16 protein-coding genes are annotated in these 18,628 nt (G+C 42.6%); 8 read left to right on the top strand and 8 right to left on the bottom strand.

Annotated elements, in window-relative coordinates; genetic code table 11:
• Positions 1-2: 2 nt before the first annotated feature.
• Positions 3-128 (bottom strand): hypothetical protein, encoded by a 126-nt coding sequence (locus VB073_RS10660; RefSeq protein WP_323404152.1) that lies wholly within the window; start codon positions 126-128, stop codon positions 3-5.
• Positions 129-429: 301 nt separating this feature from the next.
• Here VB073_RS10660 and VB073_RS10655 point away from each other — a divergent pair, with 301 nt between their 5' ends.
• Positions 430-1,113 carry a MotA/TolQ/ExbB proton channel family protein gene (locus tag VB073_RS10655; protein WP_323404151.1) on the top strand — a complete coding sequence of 228 codons (684 nt, stop codon included), beginning with the start codon at positions 430-432 and terminating at the stop codon, positions 1,111-1,113.
• A gap of 3 nt (positions 1,114-1,116) precedes the next feature.
• Positions 1,117-1,524 carry a biopolymer transporter ExbD gene (locus VB073_RS10650; RefSeq protein WP_323404150.1) on the top strand — a complete coding sequence of 136 codons (408 nt, stop codon included), beginning with the start codon at positions 1,117-1,119 and terminating at the stop codon, positions 1,522-1,524.
• Positions 1,525-1,907: 383 nt separating this feature from the next.
• Here VB073_RS10650 and VB073_RS10645 read toward each other — a convergent pair whose 3' ends face one another.
• The 4 genes from VB073_RS10645 to VB073_RS10630 all read right to left on the bottom strand — a co-directional run bounded on the left by VB073_RS10645 (position 1,908) and on the right by VB073_RS10630 (position 4,866).
• On the bottom strand, positions 1,908-2,195 hold the full coding sequence (locus tag VB073_RS10645) for a hypothetical protein (protein ID WP_323404149.1): 288 nt from the start codon (positions 2,193-2,195) through the stop codon (positions 1,908-1,910).
• 152 nt (positions 2,196-2,347) lie between these two features.
• Positions 2,348-3,262 carry an AraC family transcriptional regulator gene (locus VB073_RS10640; protein WP_323404148.1) on the bottom strand — a complete coding sequence of 305 codons (915 nt, stop codon included), beginning with the start codon at positions 3,260-3,262 and terminating at the stop codon, positions 2,348-2,350.
• 89 nt (positions 3,263-3,351) lie between these two features.
• Positions 3,352-4,383 (bottom strand): hypothetical protein, encoded by a 1,032-nt coding sequence (locus VB073_RS10635; RefSeq protein ID WP_323404147.1) that lies wholly within the window; start codon positions 4,381-4,383, stop codon positions 3,352-3,354.
• 54 nt (positions 4,384-4,437) lie between these two features.
• A complete protein-coding gene (locus VB073_RS10630; protein WP_323404146.1) occupies positions 4,438-4,866 on the bottom strand; it encodes a hypothetical protein in 429 nt (142 codons plus the stop codon).
• A gap of 237 nt (positions 4,867-5,103) precedes the next feature.
• Between VB073_RS10630 and VB073_RS10625 the strand changes: the two genes are divergently transcribed.
• From VB073_RS10625 to VB073_RS10615, 3 genes are read left to right on the top strand one after another with little or no spacing between them, the layout of a single operon-like run.
• Positions 5,104-5,673, top strand: coding sequence for an RNA polymerase sigma factor (locus tag VB073_RS10625; RefSeq protein WP_323404145.1), 570 nt, complete (start codon positions 5,104-5,106; stop codon positions 5,671-5,673).
• 31 nt (positions 5,674-5,704) lie between these two features.
• Positions 5,705-6,523, top strand: a complete 819-nt coding sequence (locus VB073_RS10620; RefSeq protein WP_323404144.1) for a 1-acyl-sn-glycerol-3-phosphate acyltransferase — start codon at positions 5,705-5,707, stop codon at positions 6,521-6,523.
• 26 nt (positions 6,524-6,549) lie between these two features.
• Positions 6,550-7,779, top strand: a complete 1,230-nt coding sequence (locus tag VB073_RS10615; RefSeq protein ID WP_323404143.1) for a glycosyltransferase family 1 protein — start codon at positions 6,550-6,552, stop codon at positions 7,777-7,779.
• A gap of 199 nt (positions 7,780-7,978) precedes the next feature.
• Here VB073_RS10615 and mnmE read toward each other — a convergent pair whose 3' ends face one another.
• Entirely contained in the window at positions 7,979-9,367 is a 1,389-nt protein-coding gene (mnmE, locus tag VB073_RS10610; RefSeq protein WP_323404142.1) for a tRNA uridine-5-carboxymethylaminomethyl(34) synthesis GTPase MnmE, read from the bottom strand.
• 92 nt (positions 9,368-9,459) lie between these two features.
• A complete protein-coding gene (locus VB073_RS10605; RefSeq protein WP_323404141.1) occupies positions 9,460-11,127 on the bottom strand; it encodes a nucleoside kinase in 1,668 nt (555 codons plus the stop codon).
• Positions 11,128-11,265: 138 nt separating this feature from the next.
• Between VB073_RS10605 and VB073_RS10600 the strand changes: the two genes are divergently transcribed.
• From VB073_RS10600 to VB073_RS10590, 3 genes are read left to right on the top strand one after another with little or no spacing between them, the layout of a single operon-like run.
• Positions 11,266-13,092 (top strand): Na/Pi cotransporter family protein, encoded by a 1,827-nt coding sequence (locus VB073_RS10600; protein ID WP_323404140.1) that lies wholly within the window; start codon positions 11,266-11,268, stop codon positions 13,090-13,092.
• Positions 13,093-13,112: 20 nt separating this feature from the next.
• The gene (locus tag VB073_RS10595; RefSeq protein WP_323404139.1) at positions 13,113-13,451 is read left to right on the top strand and encodes a translation initiation factor; all 339 of its coding nucleotides are present in this window, start codon (positions 13,113-13,115) and stop codon (positions 13,449-13,451) included.
• Complete coding sequence (locus VB073_RS10590; RefSeq protein WP_323404138.1) at positions 13,429-16,695, top strand: UvrD-helicase domain-containing protein; 3,267 nt, start codon at positions 13,429-13,431, stop codon at positions 16,693-16,695. The genes VB073_RS10595 and VB073_RS10590 overlap by 23 nt, the downstream gene beginning before the upstream one ends.
• Before the next feature lie 58 nt (positions 16,696-16,753).
• On the opposite strand, the gene VB073_RS10585 is transcribed toward VB073_RS10590, so the two are convergent.
• Complete coding sequence (locus tag VB073_RS10585) at positions 16,754-18,613, bottom strand: PQQ-binding-like beta-propeller repeat protein (protein ID WP_323404137.1); 1,860 nt, start codon at positions 18,611-18,613, stop codon at positions 16,754-16,756.
• Between the last annotated feature and the right edge of the window lie 15 nt (positions 18,614-18,628).

The raw sequence follows: 18,628 nt of genomic DNA, 5'->3' as shown, positions 1-18,628 counted from the left end.
TTTTAAAAATCCCTTACCCTATCGGGTCCTCTCCGTAATCCTTTAAATGCACCTACTCTTTCGATGGAGAGTAGACCTCCTTTTACATAAGGCTCTGCACCGTTTCCTGTATCATGCCTTATAACCAACTTTTCATCTTCAAGACCCCAAATAGAGCTTCTATACCCAATATAATCCGATGAAATAGATTCATTATTCTGTTAAATTCCTACTCTTCTTTATTGACGACGTGTTAAATAAATGCATTGTTCTTTTTTGAACAAAATCTTCAATGATTTTAACCCCTATCACCTTAAATATAATACATTCGAAATAACAGTGCAGAAATAAGATAATTTATCACTCTATTTGAATACTCAATCCTACATTTCACTAATTTTGCCATCGCAAAAAACCCGATTTAAAAAATTGAACTGAAAGGAGAGTGTTATGTCTACTATTTTATATGTATTGCTTCAGGAAGTATCCATGCCCGAGCGGGTTGTGGAAGAGAGTTTTCTTTCCATATTGATGAAAGGCGGATGGATTTTACTTCCGATATTTATTTTACTACTCATCGCCGTTTACATTATCATCGAACGATCTTTGGTCATCAGTGCCAATCTCAAAGATGATAAAATGTGGATTTCCCGCATTACGGAACTCATCTCCGAAAATAAACCCGAAAAAGCGCAAGCTCTTTGTACCCAAATAGGCAACTCCTCTTCGAAGGTTGTAGCAGCAGGGTTACACGAAATCCGGAACGGGAAGCAGGAGGTGGAAGAAGCGATGCAAAGCGAATCACGCCAGCAAATTATCCGACTCGAACAGGGAATGGGAAACCTGGGGATTATCGCCACCATTGCGCCCATGTTGGGATTTGTCGGAACAATCTTCGGGGTAATCACCATTTTCTACAACATCTCGGTAACCAATGAAATCAGTATCGGCAGTATCTCCGACGGGTTGTACCAGAAGATGATATGCTCGGGAGTGGGACTTTTAGTGGGGATTATAGCCTATTCGGGATATCATATTCTCAATAACAAGATCGACAAAACAGTAAGCCGCATCGAGAAAGACTCCAATGATGTCCTCAAAAGCATCCGTTCATTTTACAAAGAAGTAATATAAAAAATGAAAATCGAACGTAGAAAAAGTAGAAATGCCGAGGTGTTTACATCTTCGCTTAACGATATCATGTTCTTTCTGTTGATGTTCTTTCTGATTATCGCAACCATGGTTACTCCTTCGGCTGTGAGAGTAACCCTCCCAAACGCTTCGTCCGCCAAAAACGTAACCATCAAAAAAGCGATAACCATTGCCATTACTGCCGATTCTCGCTACTTCATCAACAACAAGGAAGTCTCTTTCGATCAGATGGAACCTCAACTAGCCCAGTTGCTGGAAAAAAAACAGGAAAACGAAGAAATAAATGTGATCCTGCAAGCAGACAAAAGCCTCAACCTTCAACAGGTGATCGATGTCATCAACATCGGATACAAACTCGATGTAAAGATGGTGTTGTTTGCCAAAAAGGAATAATAAAATTCCAACCCGTTGATTTTACCATTGAAGGCAAATCTCACATTCGGTCGGCTATTTCAACCAGGTGTTTTAGTAGGACGGCAGTAGAAATTCATCGATTTTTCGACTACATCTTTAAACAGATCAAGCCGACTGCCTCTTTTCGTGAAACCATCTTTCCAATAGGTATATTGTTCTTCCACCGTCTTATAAGGAAGGACAACCCGTTTATCGGTATTCTCAAAAATCTGGGCTAAAAACCGGACAAGAGAAATTCCTGTCTATTCAAAGCTCTTTGTATCCAAAACTTGGGATAATATATCTGAATTCATATGATTATCTATTAAAACACGAAAAGAGCCGCCTCTAATAAGCAGCTCTATCCTTCTCGATATCCTTTTTTATGCTACCGTATAAATTTTGATTTCCGGCGCTTTATCCAACAATGGAGCCAATTCTTTGACTACATCATTATTGAAAAGTTCTGTCTGCAGGTAAGCACTTGCATCTTCAACACTTTCAAAACAGTGTAGTACCTGCACATCTTCATTACGGATAAGCAGTTCTTTAGAAACGGCACCCCTGATGCCATCCAGGAACGGTTGTTTGTACTTATTATATACACCTGCTGCGGTGGGTCTGTTTGCATTGCTGACAAACATCGTAATTTCCAAATAAGCTTTTGCCATAATCCTTAAATTTTAAATAGTAAAGAACCATCAATATTGATTGATAATACAAAGATATGGCATACTGAATGGCCAATTAGCGTAGAAAAGAGAACAAAAATGGTAAATTACAGAAACAAGTCTATTTATCACTCATTCACGACACCCTTCACTCAGAAAATCAGTTTCTCAGAAATCGAACTATTCAGTTTTCTAAAATCTCTCGGCAACATCTTCATCTGCCGCTTGAAGAACTTCGCGAAATAAGAAGGATCCTCAAATCCCAGATCAAATCCAATCTCATTCACATTCTTATCGGAATAGGCCAATAGTCGCCTCGCTTCAAGTAGGATACGGTCGTTAATTATTTCCAGAGGAGTCTGGCTTGAAATCTCTTTGGTGCAATTCGTGAGTGTCTTACTCGAAATATTCAATAGTCCGGCATAATCATTTACGGTATGTATGGCATGATAATTCTCTTCCAGTAATTTCCGGAATCTGACAAAGTATGTATGAGACGGATTATTCATTGAAAGACCGTCACAATCCCGTTTCACGCCAAACCGCTGAATAAGGATAAGAAACAGATGGAGCAGGTGTTTCAGATATTCAGCATGAGCAAACTGGCTTGTAACCCACATCTCTGCCTGCAGTTGATTCACGATATTGTGGAATTCCTTTGTATCCTGCTCATTGATTGTGAAGAATGGCTCCTTCTCAAACGAATGGAATATATTGTGATTCAGGAAGATGTTGATATAATTTTCATCCTCAGCTACAAATGATTCATTGAAGTGGATGATACAACCCTCGTAACTATTGTTATCGAAATAGTGAATCTGACCTTTTGAGACAAAAAACAAGGAGTTCTCTTTGACCTCATACTCATTGAAATCGACATAATGCTTACCCTTACCCGATATGAACCATATAATCTGATAAAAGCTATGTCTATGAGGATATAGATGCCCGACGCTTTCTTCCAGATACTCTTTTAAACTGTATATCTCGAATTGAACCTTATCCGGTTCATCCTTATGAAGATGGTATTGCTTGATCTTTGTATCCCCCAATTTCAATCCTACCATGATCGTTTTTTAGTTTATTAGCCCAAATACAAATGTCGTTACACTTGCAACTAACGGAAAAGACATTAGTAAAATAAAGATATTGTCATTTATCTGTCATTTTCAAGTTGACCGTCCCATCCGGCAATCCTCGCTAGAATCCACCACATAGCATAAGCTTTACGATTTGCCGTAATATGTTGATCGTTGTGTGCCCCGAATTCGACCTTGCCACCGGGTTTGATTTTATTTTCGAACCAATCTTCACCAAGTTGATGCGTATCCTGCCAGTCTTTATAAAAATTACCGCCATAAGCTTCGGAGTTGCCATTATCACCAGTATCTTCCCAGTAGTTTCCATCCATATCATGCGAATCGATACTATAATAATCCAGACAATATTGTTTTTTTTCGATGCAGTTATCTACTATGACTTTGGCCTGATTTTTCGGTTTACCTTCGCCAACATTATCACCGGTATTGGGATGTCCAGTCATAAAAATAAAGGTAACCGGGTTTTCACGCTGACCGTCTTTTGAGCCTATTTTTGTTCCACCAACACCATATTCAGCAATTAACGAATCCATCCCCGGGATGTAGTTTTCAGAAATTTTATGGCTCTCAATATTGCACCACGACCACATAACCACGTTTATTACTGCATTCTTAGGATCATCAAGAAAATTTCTCGTAGCCTGGATAAAAGCAGTTTCAACCCTACCTAAATCCCAAGCATCAACACTCTCTTCAGCATAATCGACTAAAGCATGGTCGCGAAAGTCGAGTTTCCCGGGGATTGGTTCCGGTACACCCTCGCGAAATTTATCGTCCATGTACGAAAAGCCAAACAGTACATCGTCACCATCCTTGTAATCATTCAAACCAGACATCCCTCTGGAAACATGTGTTCCATGCGATGTGTGTTGATAGGCAACATGGAGGGTAGTCCTGGCTTTGTCGATATATTCTTTTGGTATCGACCGTAATACTTCTTCGGTCGCTATTTCATGACCAGCTATATACCTACTTTTCAACTCACTACTCCAATTATCTTCAGTAGATTTTCCCGTCTTTGCAAAGCATGCACCAATCAATAATATCGAGAATAAAAAAACGAATGCCGGATAATTAATCTTGTTCATAATTACTAAATTATCATTTTGACAAAGTTACTTCATTTCCATTAATTCCGTTCACTAATCGATTGAAGATATGAAAATATTGAAGACAAAGTACATCCCGAAACCGGCTACGAGGATGATGATCATAATTACCGGAAAACTGGACAATATGCCCGATTTAGATTTTTTTTCGGGTTGGACGGGTATCGACTCGTTATCGTTAGTGTGAATGGAAGAAAAATATTCGGATATCTTCCTATAAATTTTTTTCTCTGCATCCTTTTCGTCTTTCTCATTGGGCGATACCGATAACTGTTCTTCTAATGAGGGATCCCATAGTGACAGAAGTTGCTTTTCCTTTTTCGAGATCTTACCTGACGCAAAGCGATTCAGCAAATAATGGGCAAACAGAAACCATTCAATTCTACTTCTTTCGCCTTTCCCTCCACGGTCCGGCACATAGCCTTCTCTATTGTTATTGAAACGTCTATTGTTAATGAACATAATCGATAATTGAAAATAAATAATTGGTTCCTACTTCCCTATATAGATAATAGAGTTGAACGGGTTGTTTTTTACCTGAAAACCATTAAGATTTTGTTAAGATTTATATCGCGATTACAAAGCATTTTAATTCAATATTCTCCCATTTGTTAGTTTCGATTTTTTTGTAGCAAATACTTAATAATATCGAGCCTGAATCGTAACACTTTTTCTTTAGATTTGCTCAAAATATTTTATATGGAGATCACCGATGCTACCCTTTTGAAGCAAATGGAAACCGGTCGTAAAATTTACTTTTTCAATCTTCTTTATGATCGTTACAACCGCCTTTTTTATAGGTGGATATACACCCGCATAGGTTGCAAGGAAACAGTAGAGGAAATAGCGCAAAACTTCTGGATGGAAATATGGGAGAATCCCTCATATTTCATAAACAATACAAATGGTTCCGTCAAGGATTATTTTTTACGCGTTCTTTCTTTCAGGATGCTGGATTACCTGAAATCGTCGTATGCCCGTAAATCGGGCGATAATTCCCTATTGTCGGAAATTGAGAAGTCATTATCATATACCCACATCCTTGAAGAAATCCATACGAATGAAGTACATACTATCATAAACAGTGTATTGGATAACCTGCCCCAATTGACAAAAGATATTTTAGTATTGAGGCTAAATGAACAATATACGGTGAAAGAAACCGCTTCCGAACTGAAAGTGTCCCCCAAGATCGTCCGTACCCGTTACCGGAATATAATGGCAATGATAAAGGAACGCCTGATAAGGGTTTACAGCTATTCGGGATAGCTTTTTATTCATTTTACTTTTAAGATTATCGATGAAGGAGAAATTAATCAGCCTGAAAGATATACGCACTTTACATCCTGTTTTCAGGGGAAGGTATGGAGAAGTTCTTATCGATGTGGGTGTAAAATTGTCGGGGTTGCAAAACGCCAATGATATTTATGACCAGTCGAAGCATTTAACGGGTATTTCCTTTTGCCGGGATTTACTCAACAATTTAAAAATCAATCGTATAATAAGGAATGCGGAAGTATTGGAAAAGTATAAAAACCTTCCTTTTATCACAGTATCCAATCACCCTTACGGCCATATCGACGGCATCACACTGATGGAAGCTGTCGGTTATTATTCGGACCGATTCAAATTACTGGTCAATCATATTCTGGGATTGATCGATACGCTGGAAGATAATTTTATCGTGGTAAATCCCCATCAATTGCAGGCAAGTATTACATTAAACGGGGTAAAACAATGCCTCAAGCACCTGAAAAAAGGGAATTCGTTGGGATTTTTCCCCTCCGGCGCAGTTTCTTATATAAGTTTCAGAAACCGACGGTTCGAAATATTGGACCGGGATTGGCAATTGTCGGTCATAAAACTGATCCGTAAGGCGGGAGTCCCGGTTATTCCCATTCATATCTCAGGAAGGAATTCCATGCCGTTTTATCTCTCCCGCATCTTCGGATGGAAAGCCCGCAACCTGTTGCTTTGTCATGAGCTAAAAAATAAGGAGGGTCGGGAAATTACCATCACCGTGGGAAATCCGATTTTGCCGGAATTCATGCAAATTATTCGTGACGATACAAAATTGGGTAAATACCTGAAGCAACGGACATACAGTTTGGCACAATAATCAATCCCTTATTAAACAAAATGAGTATGCAAGTTAAGTCAATTCAGAGAAGTCAACCAACAATGGTTGAGGAAAAGCAAAAAATAAAAGTGGCATTTTTCTCGGATATATTGGTCCGGGATTTCGATGGGGCAAACAAGACCATGTTCCAGTTGATAGATAGAATCCCCCAATCAGAATACAGCTACCTGTTCTTTTGTGGAATGTCTTCCAAACACAAACTGAAACATCAGGTACGGGAAATCCCGACATTGACCATTCCTTATAATCATACTTATAAGTTTGCCCTCCCCCATTTGTGTAAAGCTGAATTGGTCACCACTTTATCCTTATTCCAGCCCGATATCATTCATATTGCCACACCTTCATCGTTGGGTTTCTTCGCGCTTAATTACGCGAAGAAACAGGGCATCCCTGTATTATCCATCTATCATACACACTTCATTTCATATACAAAATATTACTTAAAGAACCTGCCTTTTCTTATTAATTGCACCGAGGCCGTGATTGCCAGGACGTACCGCAAATTTTACAATAAATGCGACCTCATTTATATCCCCACGCGCCAGATTGCCAAAGAATTGGAAGGACACAGGATATCGCCACGAAATTTTAAACTATGGCAAAGGGGGATCAATACCTCCCTGTTTTCGCCTGATAAAAGGGACCGGTCTTTCATAAAGAGATTAACCAACAACGATTATCCCTCCATCCTGTTCGTATCGAGATTGGTTTGGGAGAAAAATCTTGAGACTCTTTTTGCCATTTACGACCGGGTTCAGGAAGTCGGACTAAAAGTCAATTTTCTGGTTGCCGGTAGCGGTATTGCCAAAGAAGATGCCAGAGCAAGAATGAAGGATGCCTTTTTCTTCGGCTTTTTGCCTCACGAAACTTTGGCGAAAGTTTATGCTTCTTCCGATATTTTTTTATTTACCTCTGTATCTGAGTCATACGGAAACGTGGTGATCGAAGCAATGGCCAGCGGATGTGTTCCGGTAATAGCCAGGGGAGGAGGATCGCAGGCATTGGTGGATGACGGGCTAACAGGTTTCTTGTGCAATCCCGATGAACCGGATGATTATATAGAAAAAATCAAAAAATTACTGGACAACCATCTCCTGAGAAAAAAAATTCAATTCGGAGGTCTGAAATACACATCGACCCTGAATTGGGAGAACTTAGCGAAGGTATATTTCAACGATATCGAAGACCTGGCGTATTATTCTGAAAACTTACAAAAAAGAAAATATATTTAATGGGATACGGGATTGGCTTGATTTTAGAGTACATACTACAAAACGCATGTCATTGCATGCCGGAATGATACCGGTAAAGTCTTATGGTTTTTACAACTCAGGTTCAGGATAGTTTATATGGTATAGAAGCCAATCTCTTTACTTCTTCTAAGGAATTACAATACTTTCTTATATTTATAAATCAATGATATACAGAATGTTACTTTCCGATACAAAACTTCGAGAATATATTTCCAAGTATTTCATCCGTAGATATTTGGCCTGTTATTTCTCCAATATGGAACATACATTCCCGGATATCCTGTGAGAGAAAATCGTGGGTAATGCCAATCTCCAATCCTTCTTTTACACGGAGGATAGTTTCGAGGGCTTTGTTGAGGGCTTCATAATGACGCAGATTGGTCACGATTACATCTTCTTCACTGATGGCAGGAATGGCGGCGGCTTTGACCAACAATTCCTGTAACAGGGCGGTATTATACTGCTGCTTGACGGAAATAAAGAGTCGGTCATTCCCTATCTCTGGAAGAATATTCTCTATATTTGTCCGTTGTTCTTCGGATACCAGATCGGCTTTATTGAATAATAAAATCAGATGTTTTTCTACTGTTTTAGGTACGATGGATTCTGCCAGTGATTCGATCTTCTCCTTCGATGTGGTCAGGTCGATCATCCACAAGACGATAGAGGCTTGTTCGATTTTCTGGAAGGTACGCTCGATCCCCATCGTCTCGATGGTATCGGAAGTCTGGCGGATACCTGCCGTATCGATAAAGCGGAAAGTTACTCCCCCGATATTCATGACGTCTTCGATCACATCCCGCGTGGTGCCGTGAATATCGCTGACGATGGCTCTTTCTTCGTTGAGTAAAAGATTCAGCAAGGTTGATTTACCGGCATTAGTCTCGCCGATAATAGCGACTGGTATACCACTTTTGATAACATTTCCCAACCGGAAAGAATTGACTAATTTATCAATTTCCTGCTCAATTTCCCGGGTCAGCAAATAAAGTTGTTGCCGGTTGGCGAACTCCACATCTTCTTCGGAGAAATCAAGTTCCAACTCGATTAAGGATACAAACTGTAACAATTTATCACGAAGGTCGGACAGTTTTTTTGCAAAACCACCCCTCATCTGGTTCATTGCCACCCTGTGTGAGGCACGTGAGGAAGAAGATATCAGATCAGCGACAGCCTCCGCCTGGCTCAAGTCGAACTTCCCATTACGGAACGCACGGCGGGTAAATTCACCCGCTCTGGCTAACCTTGCACCGTTGGCGAGCAACAGTTCTATTATCCTTTGCTGTATATAAACCGATCCGTGACAGGAAATCTCTACACTCTCCTCACCCGTAAAAGAATGAGGCGCACGGAAAACAGTGACTAAAACTTCATCCAACACCTCATCGTCCGCCATAACCTTTCCGAAATGAACGGTATTAGCAGCGACTTCATCCAGTTTCTTCCCGGAAGGAGAATGAAATATTCGGTCAGTCAACGCACAACTACCCTCTCCCGATAGACGAATAACCGCTATCGCTCCCATTCCGGGAGGCGTAGATATCGCACAAATTATATCTTCTGTCATCAAAAAATCTGCATATCAGTAAATCTGCACTACTTGCCCGATTTATCGGGATCAACCTTCCCACTTTTCCACCTTATCACTTTCCTACACTTTTAGTAACGGAAACTACTTCCCCCCAAAAACTCCCTGAGCAACGATGTCGGCGGCAATTCCCGATCGGTAATATAATTGAAGTAACCTAAGAACTTAAGTAACCTATACGCTTCGGAATATTCGGGTACGGTACGGGGTACACGCTGTAGGATCGGTTCTGCATGTCGGCGAATAGCCGCCAGTTCATAGATCATGGCCGAGTTGAACATCACGTCGGCGTTCTCCTGGTAAGGAAAAATCCATTTATCTTCACCACGACGAACACTGTCCCAACGAGAAATGGTTTGTTCTGCCGAATAGCCCCGGTAGTGGTAATCACGCACAATACGCCGGAGTAGCCGGTTATCGGATGCAGGTATCCAGTTATGATTGTCCAACGAGATGGCTGTCAATGCCGAAACATAGATCATAAATTTCTTTTCCGCAGGGATATGTTCCGTTAACTCAGGGTTCAAACCATGTATCCCCTCCACGATCAGGATGCTGTTATCATCCATCTTGAGATAGTGCTGTTTGAACTCCCGCTTACCAGTCATAAAATTGTATGACGGCAGCTCAATCTCTTCTCCCGCCATAAGCGCGAGCATATGTTGCTCGAACAACTCCAGGTCGAGAGCATAGAGTGACTCATAATCTTTCTCCCCATTTTCATCCAAAGGCGTTTCATCTCTGTTGATGAAATAATCATCCAACGAAATACCCACCGGTTTCAGCATATTCACCAACAGTTGCACTTCGAGCCGTTTACGGAAAGTGGTCTTTCCCGAAGAAGAGGGGCCGGATATCAGGACTACACGCACACCTTCTCTGAACCGGCGGGTGATCTCTTCGGCAATCTCTGCGATCTGTTTCGCCTGATAGGCTTCCGCCACTTGTATGACTTCCGACATCAGGTCTTGTTCCTTTGCCCTGTTTAGATCACCTACATTATCCAACTGGCTTATTTTCAAAAATTGAACATGCTCTCGATACACTTTCAACAATTTCTCCTGCTGTATCTCAGGCTCCAGTTCTACCGGGTTTCCACGGTTGGGTACCCGCAACAGATAACCTCCGTTATGCGGTTGGATATCGAACATAGTAATATAACCGGTAGAGGGCGTCAGGCTACCATAAAAATAGTCGATGTACTCTTCCAGTTTCGAATAACGGGAATAGAGGAAATCAGATGTTTCAAGCAGCTGGGCTTTATCTTCCATTCCCCGCTCACGGAAAAGTTTTACCACTTCCACAGTCTCCTCTTCCACCTGTACGAAAGGGATATCCGTTTCTACAATCTCCCACATCCTCTTACGGACAGCATCCAGTTCGGGTTTACCGACCGGCACATCTGCTTCTATCTGAAAATAATACCCCTTGGCTACTGCATGTTCAATATAGGTTTCAGCATGGGGCAAAGTATCATTCACCGCTTTGGCGAGAATAAAACAAAGCGACCGCACATAGGTACGCATGGCCGAAGAATTCCTCATATCTACAAATTCTATTGTTTTCGGTCGATATACCCTATATGCAAGTGATTCGGTCTTGTTATTCACCTTCGCATTCATAATTTTATAGGGAGATGTTACCCCAAAAAAATCAATAAGCTCTTCTAATGAAGAGCCGATTTTCACCTCTTTATATTCATCTGTGTTGAGACAATGCACTCGAACAGTATCTGCCATATTGTTAATTTTTGGTTTTTCTCTCAGCTTTCACTATATTTCCAGAATATAGGATACGCCTCGGAAAAACTCAAGCAAGCTTGGTTTTTCTCTCAGCTTTCACTATATTTGCACGCTAATATACGCTATTTTTCACACATGGAATATAGTTTGTTCGATTTTTTTAAGCTCTTAGGTGGGATGGCTCTGTTTTTATATGGTATGAAAACGATGAGCGAGAGCCTACAGAAACTCGCCGGGAACAGGCTCCGGACCATATTGTCAGCGATGACAAAAAACCGTATAACAGGAGTATTGACAGGTCTCCTCGTCACCGCCCTTATCCAGTCATCCACCGCCACCACCGTTATGGTGGTGAGTTTTGTAAACGCCGGCTTATTAAGCCTACTCCAATCAATCAGCGTGATCATGGGTGCCAATATCGGAACGACACTCACCGCATGGATCATAGCTTTCTTCGGATTCGGCAAACTATCGATCAGCGCGTTGTCGATTCCATTGATGGGCTTGACACTTCCATTTATCTTCTCCTCCAAGAGCAGTCAAAAATCGATGGTCGAATTCATCTTTGGATTCGCCTTTTTGTTTATGGGACTTGGTTTCCTGCAAGAATCGATGCCCGACCTACAAGACAACCCTGAAGTATTATCTTTCCTGCAGAACTTTAGTGGCAAAGGGGTCATCTCTGTGCTCTTTTTCCTACTTATCGGCACCATATTGACGGTCATCGTGCAGTCATCGGCCGCCACAATCGCCCTCACCCTGATTATGGCAGCAAAGGGGTGGATCGATTTCCCAAGTGCTGCTGCGATGGTGATGGGAGAAAACCTCGGTACAACCCTTACCGCCAACATAGCGGCTATTCCAGCCAATATATCGGCAAAACGAGCGGCATTCGCCCACTTCATCTTCAATGTATTGGGGCTGGTCTGGTTGACTGTCGTATTCAATTATTTTGTGGAAATGGTGGATAACATAATCGGAGGAGCTACCTCCTTCTATCCCAGCGGGATGACATCATTCTTCAACTCGCTTTCACCTGAAGAATACAGGCAAATCTCCACCCTTTCCAAAGCGGAGTTATCTCCGGCATTGGCAACACTACAAGATCAATATTTAAGCTATCAGTCCTCTACTTCCTATGGATTAACCCTATTCCACACGCTATACAATATCTGTAATGTGCTTATTATGGTATGGTTCGTGAAATTCTACGAAAAGATATGTCTTGCTGCTATTAAACCCAGAAAGGGCGAGGAAGAAGATGAAGAATTCGCACTTAAGTATATCTCTACCGGGGTAGCACCCACAGCCGAACTCTCCATCCTCCAGGCCGAGAAAGAGGTAGAAGTATATGCACAACGTGCAAAGAAGATGTTTGGCTTTGTGAAGAAATCCACCAATATGGATCATCACGACAAAAAATTCCTGAAACTGTACAACCGAACAGAGAAGTATGAAGAGATTTGCGACCGTATGGAGGTAGAGATAGGATCCTATCTGGGTAAGGTCTCGGAAGGAAGATTGAGCAACCAGAGTAAGGAACGGGTGCGTTATATCCTGCGTGGCGTGACGGAAATAGAGAGTATTGCCGACTCGAACTGTAACATTGCCCGTCACTTGAAACGCAAGATGGAGGCCGATGCTGTCTTTGAAGAGATCATCATCAACAATATCAACAACATGTACGATCTGCTCGACAAGGCATTCGAAAATATGCAGGCTTTGCTCAAAAACCAAAGAATAACAGAAGCGGAATTGGTACGCAGCAAGTATATAGAGAGCAGTATCAACGAAAAACGGAATCGGCTGAAGCATGAAAATGTGGAGAATCTGAATCAAAACCTCTACTCCTATCAGAACTCCATCTTCTATATGGATATTATCTCTGAATGTGAACGAATGGGGGATTATATCATGAACGTAGTTGAATCGTTAGAAGTTAAGCATAAAGAGGTTAAATAAACTCAAAACCCTGTAAAGAGATGAACGACTGGAAAAAAAGATTAGATATCGTCTACTCCACCAATCCCGATTACCATTATCAGGAAGAGGGAAGCGAGGGGGAAGAAACCCGTCCCAATGAAAAACAGTTGCTTCGCATCAGCCTCGATAAAAGGAACCGGAAGGGAAAGGCTGTAACGCTGGTCACCGGGTTTATAGGAAATGACGACGACCTACAGGAACTGGGTAGGGTGCTGAAGACGAAATGCGGTGTGGGAGGATCTGCCAAAGAGGGTGAAATCATCATCCAGGGCGATCACCGCGAGAAGGTGTTAGGTATCTTGCAAAAGGAAGGATATGTCAAATCACGTATCATCTGATAACAAACATTTATATGTAATCAAGGCATCTGCCGGATCGGGAAAAACACATCGGCTGACAGGTGAATATCTCCGTTTGCTCTTTTCGTCACCTAACAATCATCGGCATATCCTCGCCGTGACCTTCACCAACAAGGCGACCGACGAAATGAAATCGCGTATCGTGGAAGAATTGCACCGACTTGCTTCGGGCGCTGATTCTTCCTATATGCCGGGACTGATGGAAGATTTCGCCATGAATCAGGAAGATGTACGCGCAAAAGCCAGAATCATCCTGGAAACTATTCTTCACGACTATTCCTCCTTCTCGATCAGTACTATCGACCGATTTTTCCAGCAGACTATGCGTAACTTTGCCCGTGAAACCGGTTTATCCGGAGGATATAATATCGAATTGGATGAAACTTCACTGCTGACGGAGACTATCGACCTGATGCTCTCCGAACTGGATAAACCGGAAAACAAGACACTCTCCGAATGGCTCCTCCGATTCATGCAAAACAATATAGAGGAGGGCAAAAGCTGGAAGATCGAACAACAGGTGCTGGACCTCGCAAGACAGCTGTTCAACGAGACATATAAATCGTTTACCGACGAGGAGCAGTCCGCCATTCAGGATAAGGAACAACTCGAAGCCTATAAACAGATGCTAATGCGCATTTCGAAGAGCTACGAACACGAGGTGAAATCGGTGGGAGTAAAGGCACTGAGCATCATGCAACAATATGGCTTGTCGTACGAGGATTTTAAGCATAAAAAAAATTCCGGATTCCTCCTGTTTACCAAATTGGCCAACGGAGGTATGGAAAAACCATCCAATCGCCTTATCGCACTGGTGGACAATGTCGACCTTTGGTTCAACGACAAGACAAAAGAGAGCGCTATCCGATCCGCTTATACGGAAGGCCTTAACGATTGCGTGAAGCAGATCATCCACCTCTCCGATAACGACCGGAATTACCAGACGGCGAAACACCTGCTCCGTAATTTTTATACCCTGGGAATCCTTAATGACATTAAACAACGACTGAGGCTACTGCAACAGGAAAACAATATCCTTTTCCTCTCCGACACGACGGAACTACTCAACGATATCATTGCCGATACCGACTCTCCTTTTATCTACGAGAAGATAGGAACACGTGTACATCATTATATGATAGATGAGTTTCAGGATACCTCCCGGATGCAGTGGAAAAATTTTAAACCGCTAATCAGTGAAAGCCTTGCCTCCGGCAATTTCAACCTGATCGTGGGTGATGTAAAGCAGAGTATTTATCGTTTCCGCAACTCTGACTGGCGTCTACTCGAAGAACAGGTCAAGGAAGATTTCCGGACCGGCAATATAGAGGAACATGTATTGGATACCAACTGGCGAAGCGATGCCCATATAGTGGAATTCAACAATGCTTTCTTTACGAAAGCCGCTATCAATTTACAAAATGATTTTAATGCATCTACAGAAGGCACTCAGCAAATAACGGAGGATAACAATAACGGACAAAACAGCGACACACAGATCACCAATGCCTACGCCGACCTTTATCAGCAGATACCAGCTAAAAAAGCGGGCAGCAGCGGACAGGTAAAGATTACCTTCCTGAAAGACGATAAAGAAACCGACTGGAAAGCGGAAGTACTGGAACGACTTCCCCACGAAATAGAGGCACTTCAGGATCAAGGCTTTGCACTCAAAGATATTGCCATCGTGGTAAGATGGAACCACGAAGCGGTACAGGTTGCCGAAACATTACTGACTTATCGGGACCAACATCCGGAATCATCCTATCGCTACGATATCATCTCCAATGAAGCGCTCCTTATCCGCAGCGCCCAGAGTGTGAAAGCCATCATCGCACTGATGCACCATTTCCGGAATCCCAAAGATAATGCCCGGCGAATGATGGCCATCTATGAATTTTATCGGTATCAACGCGGTTGTTCACCCGAGGAGGCTTTGAGACTCTACCGCGAAGAAGCAAACGGTGATTTTCCCGTTGAAATAAAGGACCATCTCTCTGAACTGGTATCGATGCCTTTTTATGAGATGACAGAGCATTTTTTCACCCTCACAGCCGATGCGTTAGAAGCAAAAGAAAATACTTATATACAGGCATTTCTGGATATAGTTCTCAAATTCAAAGAGAGTGCTACGTCTGATCTCAACGACTTTTTGGACTGGTGGGGCGAAACCGGTCACAGGAAAGCGCTTTTCTCACCGGAGGATCAAGATGCCATCCGGTTGATCACCATCCACAAATCAAAAGGGTTGGGATTCGGTGCGGTGATTATGCCTTTTGCAGATTGGGGAATGGATCATAATGCACGCCATAACGATATTATTTGGTGTAAACCTGAAACGATACCGTTCAACGCTTTGGGAGTAGCTCCGTTAAGATACGGCAAAGGACTCGAAGATACCATCTTCAGGGATAGCTATCTGGAAGAAAAACGGTTTACCTATATAGACAACCTGAACCTGCTCTACGTGGCATTTACCCGTTCCAAGCACCGGCTTATAGTGTTCGCTCCTATCCCCCGGAAACCGGAAAACATATCCGACATAGCTGGTCTGTTATGGAGAAGTGTTACTGATGTCAAAAATCCATATCCTACAAGAGAATATATTCTTCTAAATGAATATTTTGAAGAAGATGAAGTTGAATCCGTTTTTGAATATGGTACACCAACAGTTGTAAGGATATCGGAGGAAAAGGCTATAGCAAATACTTACAAAACCGGCACATGGAAATCAGTCTCTTTTGGCGACCGCCTGAAACTGAGATTCAACTCCATCGGTTATTTCAGCGAGGATGGTAGTCGTGATTATGGCCGGATGATGCACGATATTGTAAGTAATGTGAAAACACTGGCGGATGTCCCTCAGGCGGTAGCATACAAGATTTCCGCAGGAGAGCTGGGAGAGGAAGAGAGAGATGAAACGGTGCATCTATTGACCGAAATTTTATCCATCCCGAAGATATCAGATTGGTACTCAGGAAAGTACACCGTATTAAATGAAACACAGTTACTCCATCCGTCTACCGGATTCAGTCGCCCCGACCGGATAATGATCGGCTCCGATGAAGTGATCGTTGCTGATTATAAATTCGGTGAATTAGAGGAATCGAAATATCTCCGTCAGGTACAACGGTATGTAAAATCCATTCAGGAAATAGGCTATCAAAATGTAAAAGGATTCATTTTTTACGTAAAGAGCGGAAAAGTGGTCCAAGTATCGTGACACATCGAACCATATAATTGCAACTAAACATCCGTCTGACTGCCTTGTAATCCATCCTTTAACCTGTTTTATCGACCTTCAGTTTTACAAGTTTCCCATCCATCGCTGAAACATACAGCTCACCCTTGTCTGTGGGTAGGATCATATTGATTAAACCGTTTGAAATACGGTATTTCCAGAGAAACGCACCATCCGAAGCGCGATAGGCATAGATCAACCCCTTATCGGTAGGGACATATACTACCCCGTCTTTCTCCACCACCGGAGTAGGCGTCAGTTCATAGCCCATATCCTCTCCCGATGAGATCCATTTTATTTTCCTTTCGGAAACCGTGGCATCGATAGCCAGAATATTTCCATCCATGGTCTTGGCATAGACAGTACGGCCATCTTCCGATATACCGATTGACTCACGCACCCTATTTTCGGGATCGTTGTAGCGCCATATCAACTCTCCTGTTTGCTCATCCAAAACAGTCATATACCTGTCGGGGGAAGCCAGATAGATCCGTCCATGCGTAGCCACAGGCACTACCTGTGCCGGAGACAACATCCGGTTGGAATGGCCGTTGCTCCAGATCCATTTCGGTTTACCGGTCTTAATATCGAGGGCATAAAACTGATTACCCCAACTTCCGAAAAAGATTACCCCCTCTTTCACAAGAGGACGGGTCACCACGAAATTCTTCACACTGTCGAACTGCCAAAGCAGTTTTCCTGTCGACACATTCCATGCCCTACAGTGGCCATCTCCACCAGCAATCATCACCTTATTACCCAAGCAGGCGGGAGAAGAAACTACCGCTTTATCATTCTTGAATTGGAACTGTTTTTTTCCATCGCGTAAATCCAGACCATACAGATAGGAATCGGAAGAGGCGACCCACACCCGCTTTTGATGTACTACGGGAGTTGAATAGATCTTACCGCCGGTCATATACTTCCAGGCGGGAGTACCATCCTTCACCTTCACGGCCTTCACCTCTCCTGCTGTATTGGTATAGATCAACCGATCATTATAGAGAGTCATTCCGCTGCCCATATCGCTCTGCTCCTGCACACTCCACACTTCGGTTACATAAGGATGATCCCGGTTAAAAGAATAATCGGGACGGGGCGGATTACTTTGCCATTGAGGATGCTCCCCTGCCGGATAAGTAAGCCAGGGAGAGAGCGTTTCACCGGAAGCTTTTCGCTCCTGTAATGAGATTGATCCAATATCTACAGTAATGATAGTATATCCGCCATATTCATCGGAGGCTCTCAGGTTGGAGCGACACATCGCTGCATTTACACCCTCGAAATTCATTTTCTGATTAGCATGTCCGTGCCCGCACAGCATGAGTTGCACATTATAAGGCCGGAGCGCATCCATCACCTCGAACCAATTGTTCAAGCCGTTATCCATAGGATAATGGTTCACATAAATAATGGGGGTGTCGGTATCCATTTTTTTGAGTTCCTTAAAGAACCATGTCAGGTTCTCCCGCGGTATTTGTCCCGGTCCCATACGCATATTGGGGCCGGAGGCAAGTCCGATGAACCTGTAACCGTTATACTCGAATCCGAATGTCTCATTGCCGAATATGCGCAGAAAATCGTTAGTGCCGCTTTCCGACCAGTTCGAATCGTGGTTTCCGGGAATCGTATAATAAGGAACTTTCAATTCATCCAACAAAGATTTAGCGGCATACAATTCATCATAAGAACCGAATTCGGTCACATCTCCCGAGACAATCACGAAAGCAATATCTGTAAGCGAATTGATATCTTTTACCGTACGTTGGAGATCTTCTTTACTGTCCGGGCCACTCACATGTATATCGGTAACCAGAGCAAACCTGAAAGGTATGGAAGGTTGGGCCGAAAGCAACAGGCTAATAGCTACTGAAAGAAAAGACAAAACACATTTTCTCATGTTCCCTGTTATTGA

Origin of the sequence: Proteiniphilum sp., from assembly GCF_034927365.1 — a bacterium.
GTDB lineage: Bacteria > Bacteroidota > Bacteroidia > Bacteroidales > Dysgonomonadaceae > Proteiniphilum.
Note: the sequence above shows the minus strand (reverse complement) of the source record. Positions and strands in the feature narration are given on the sequence as shown.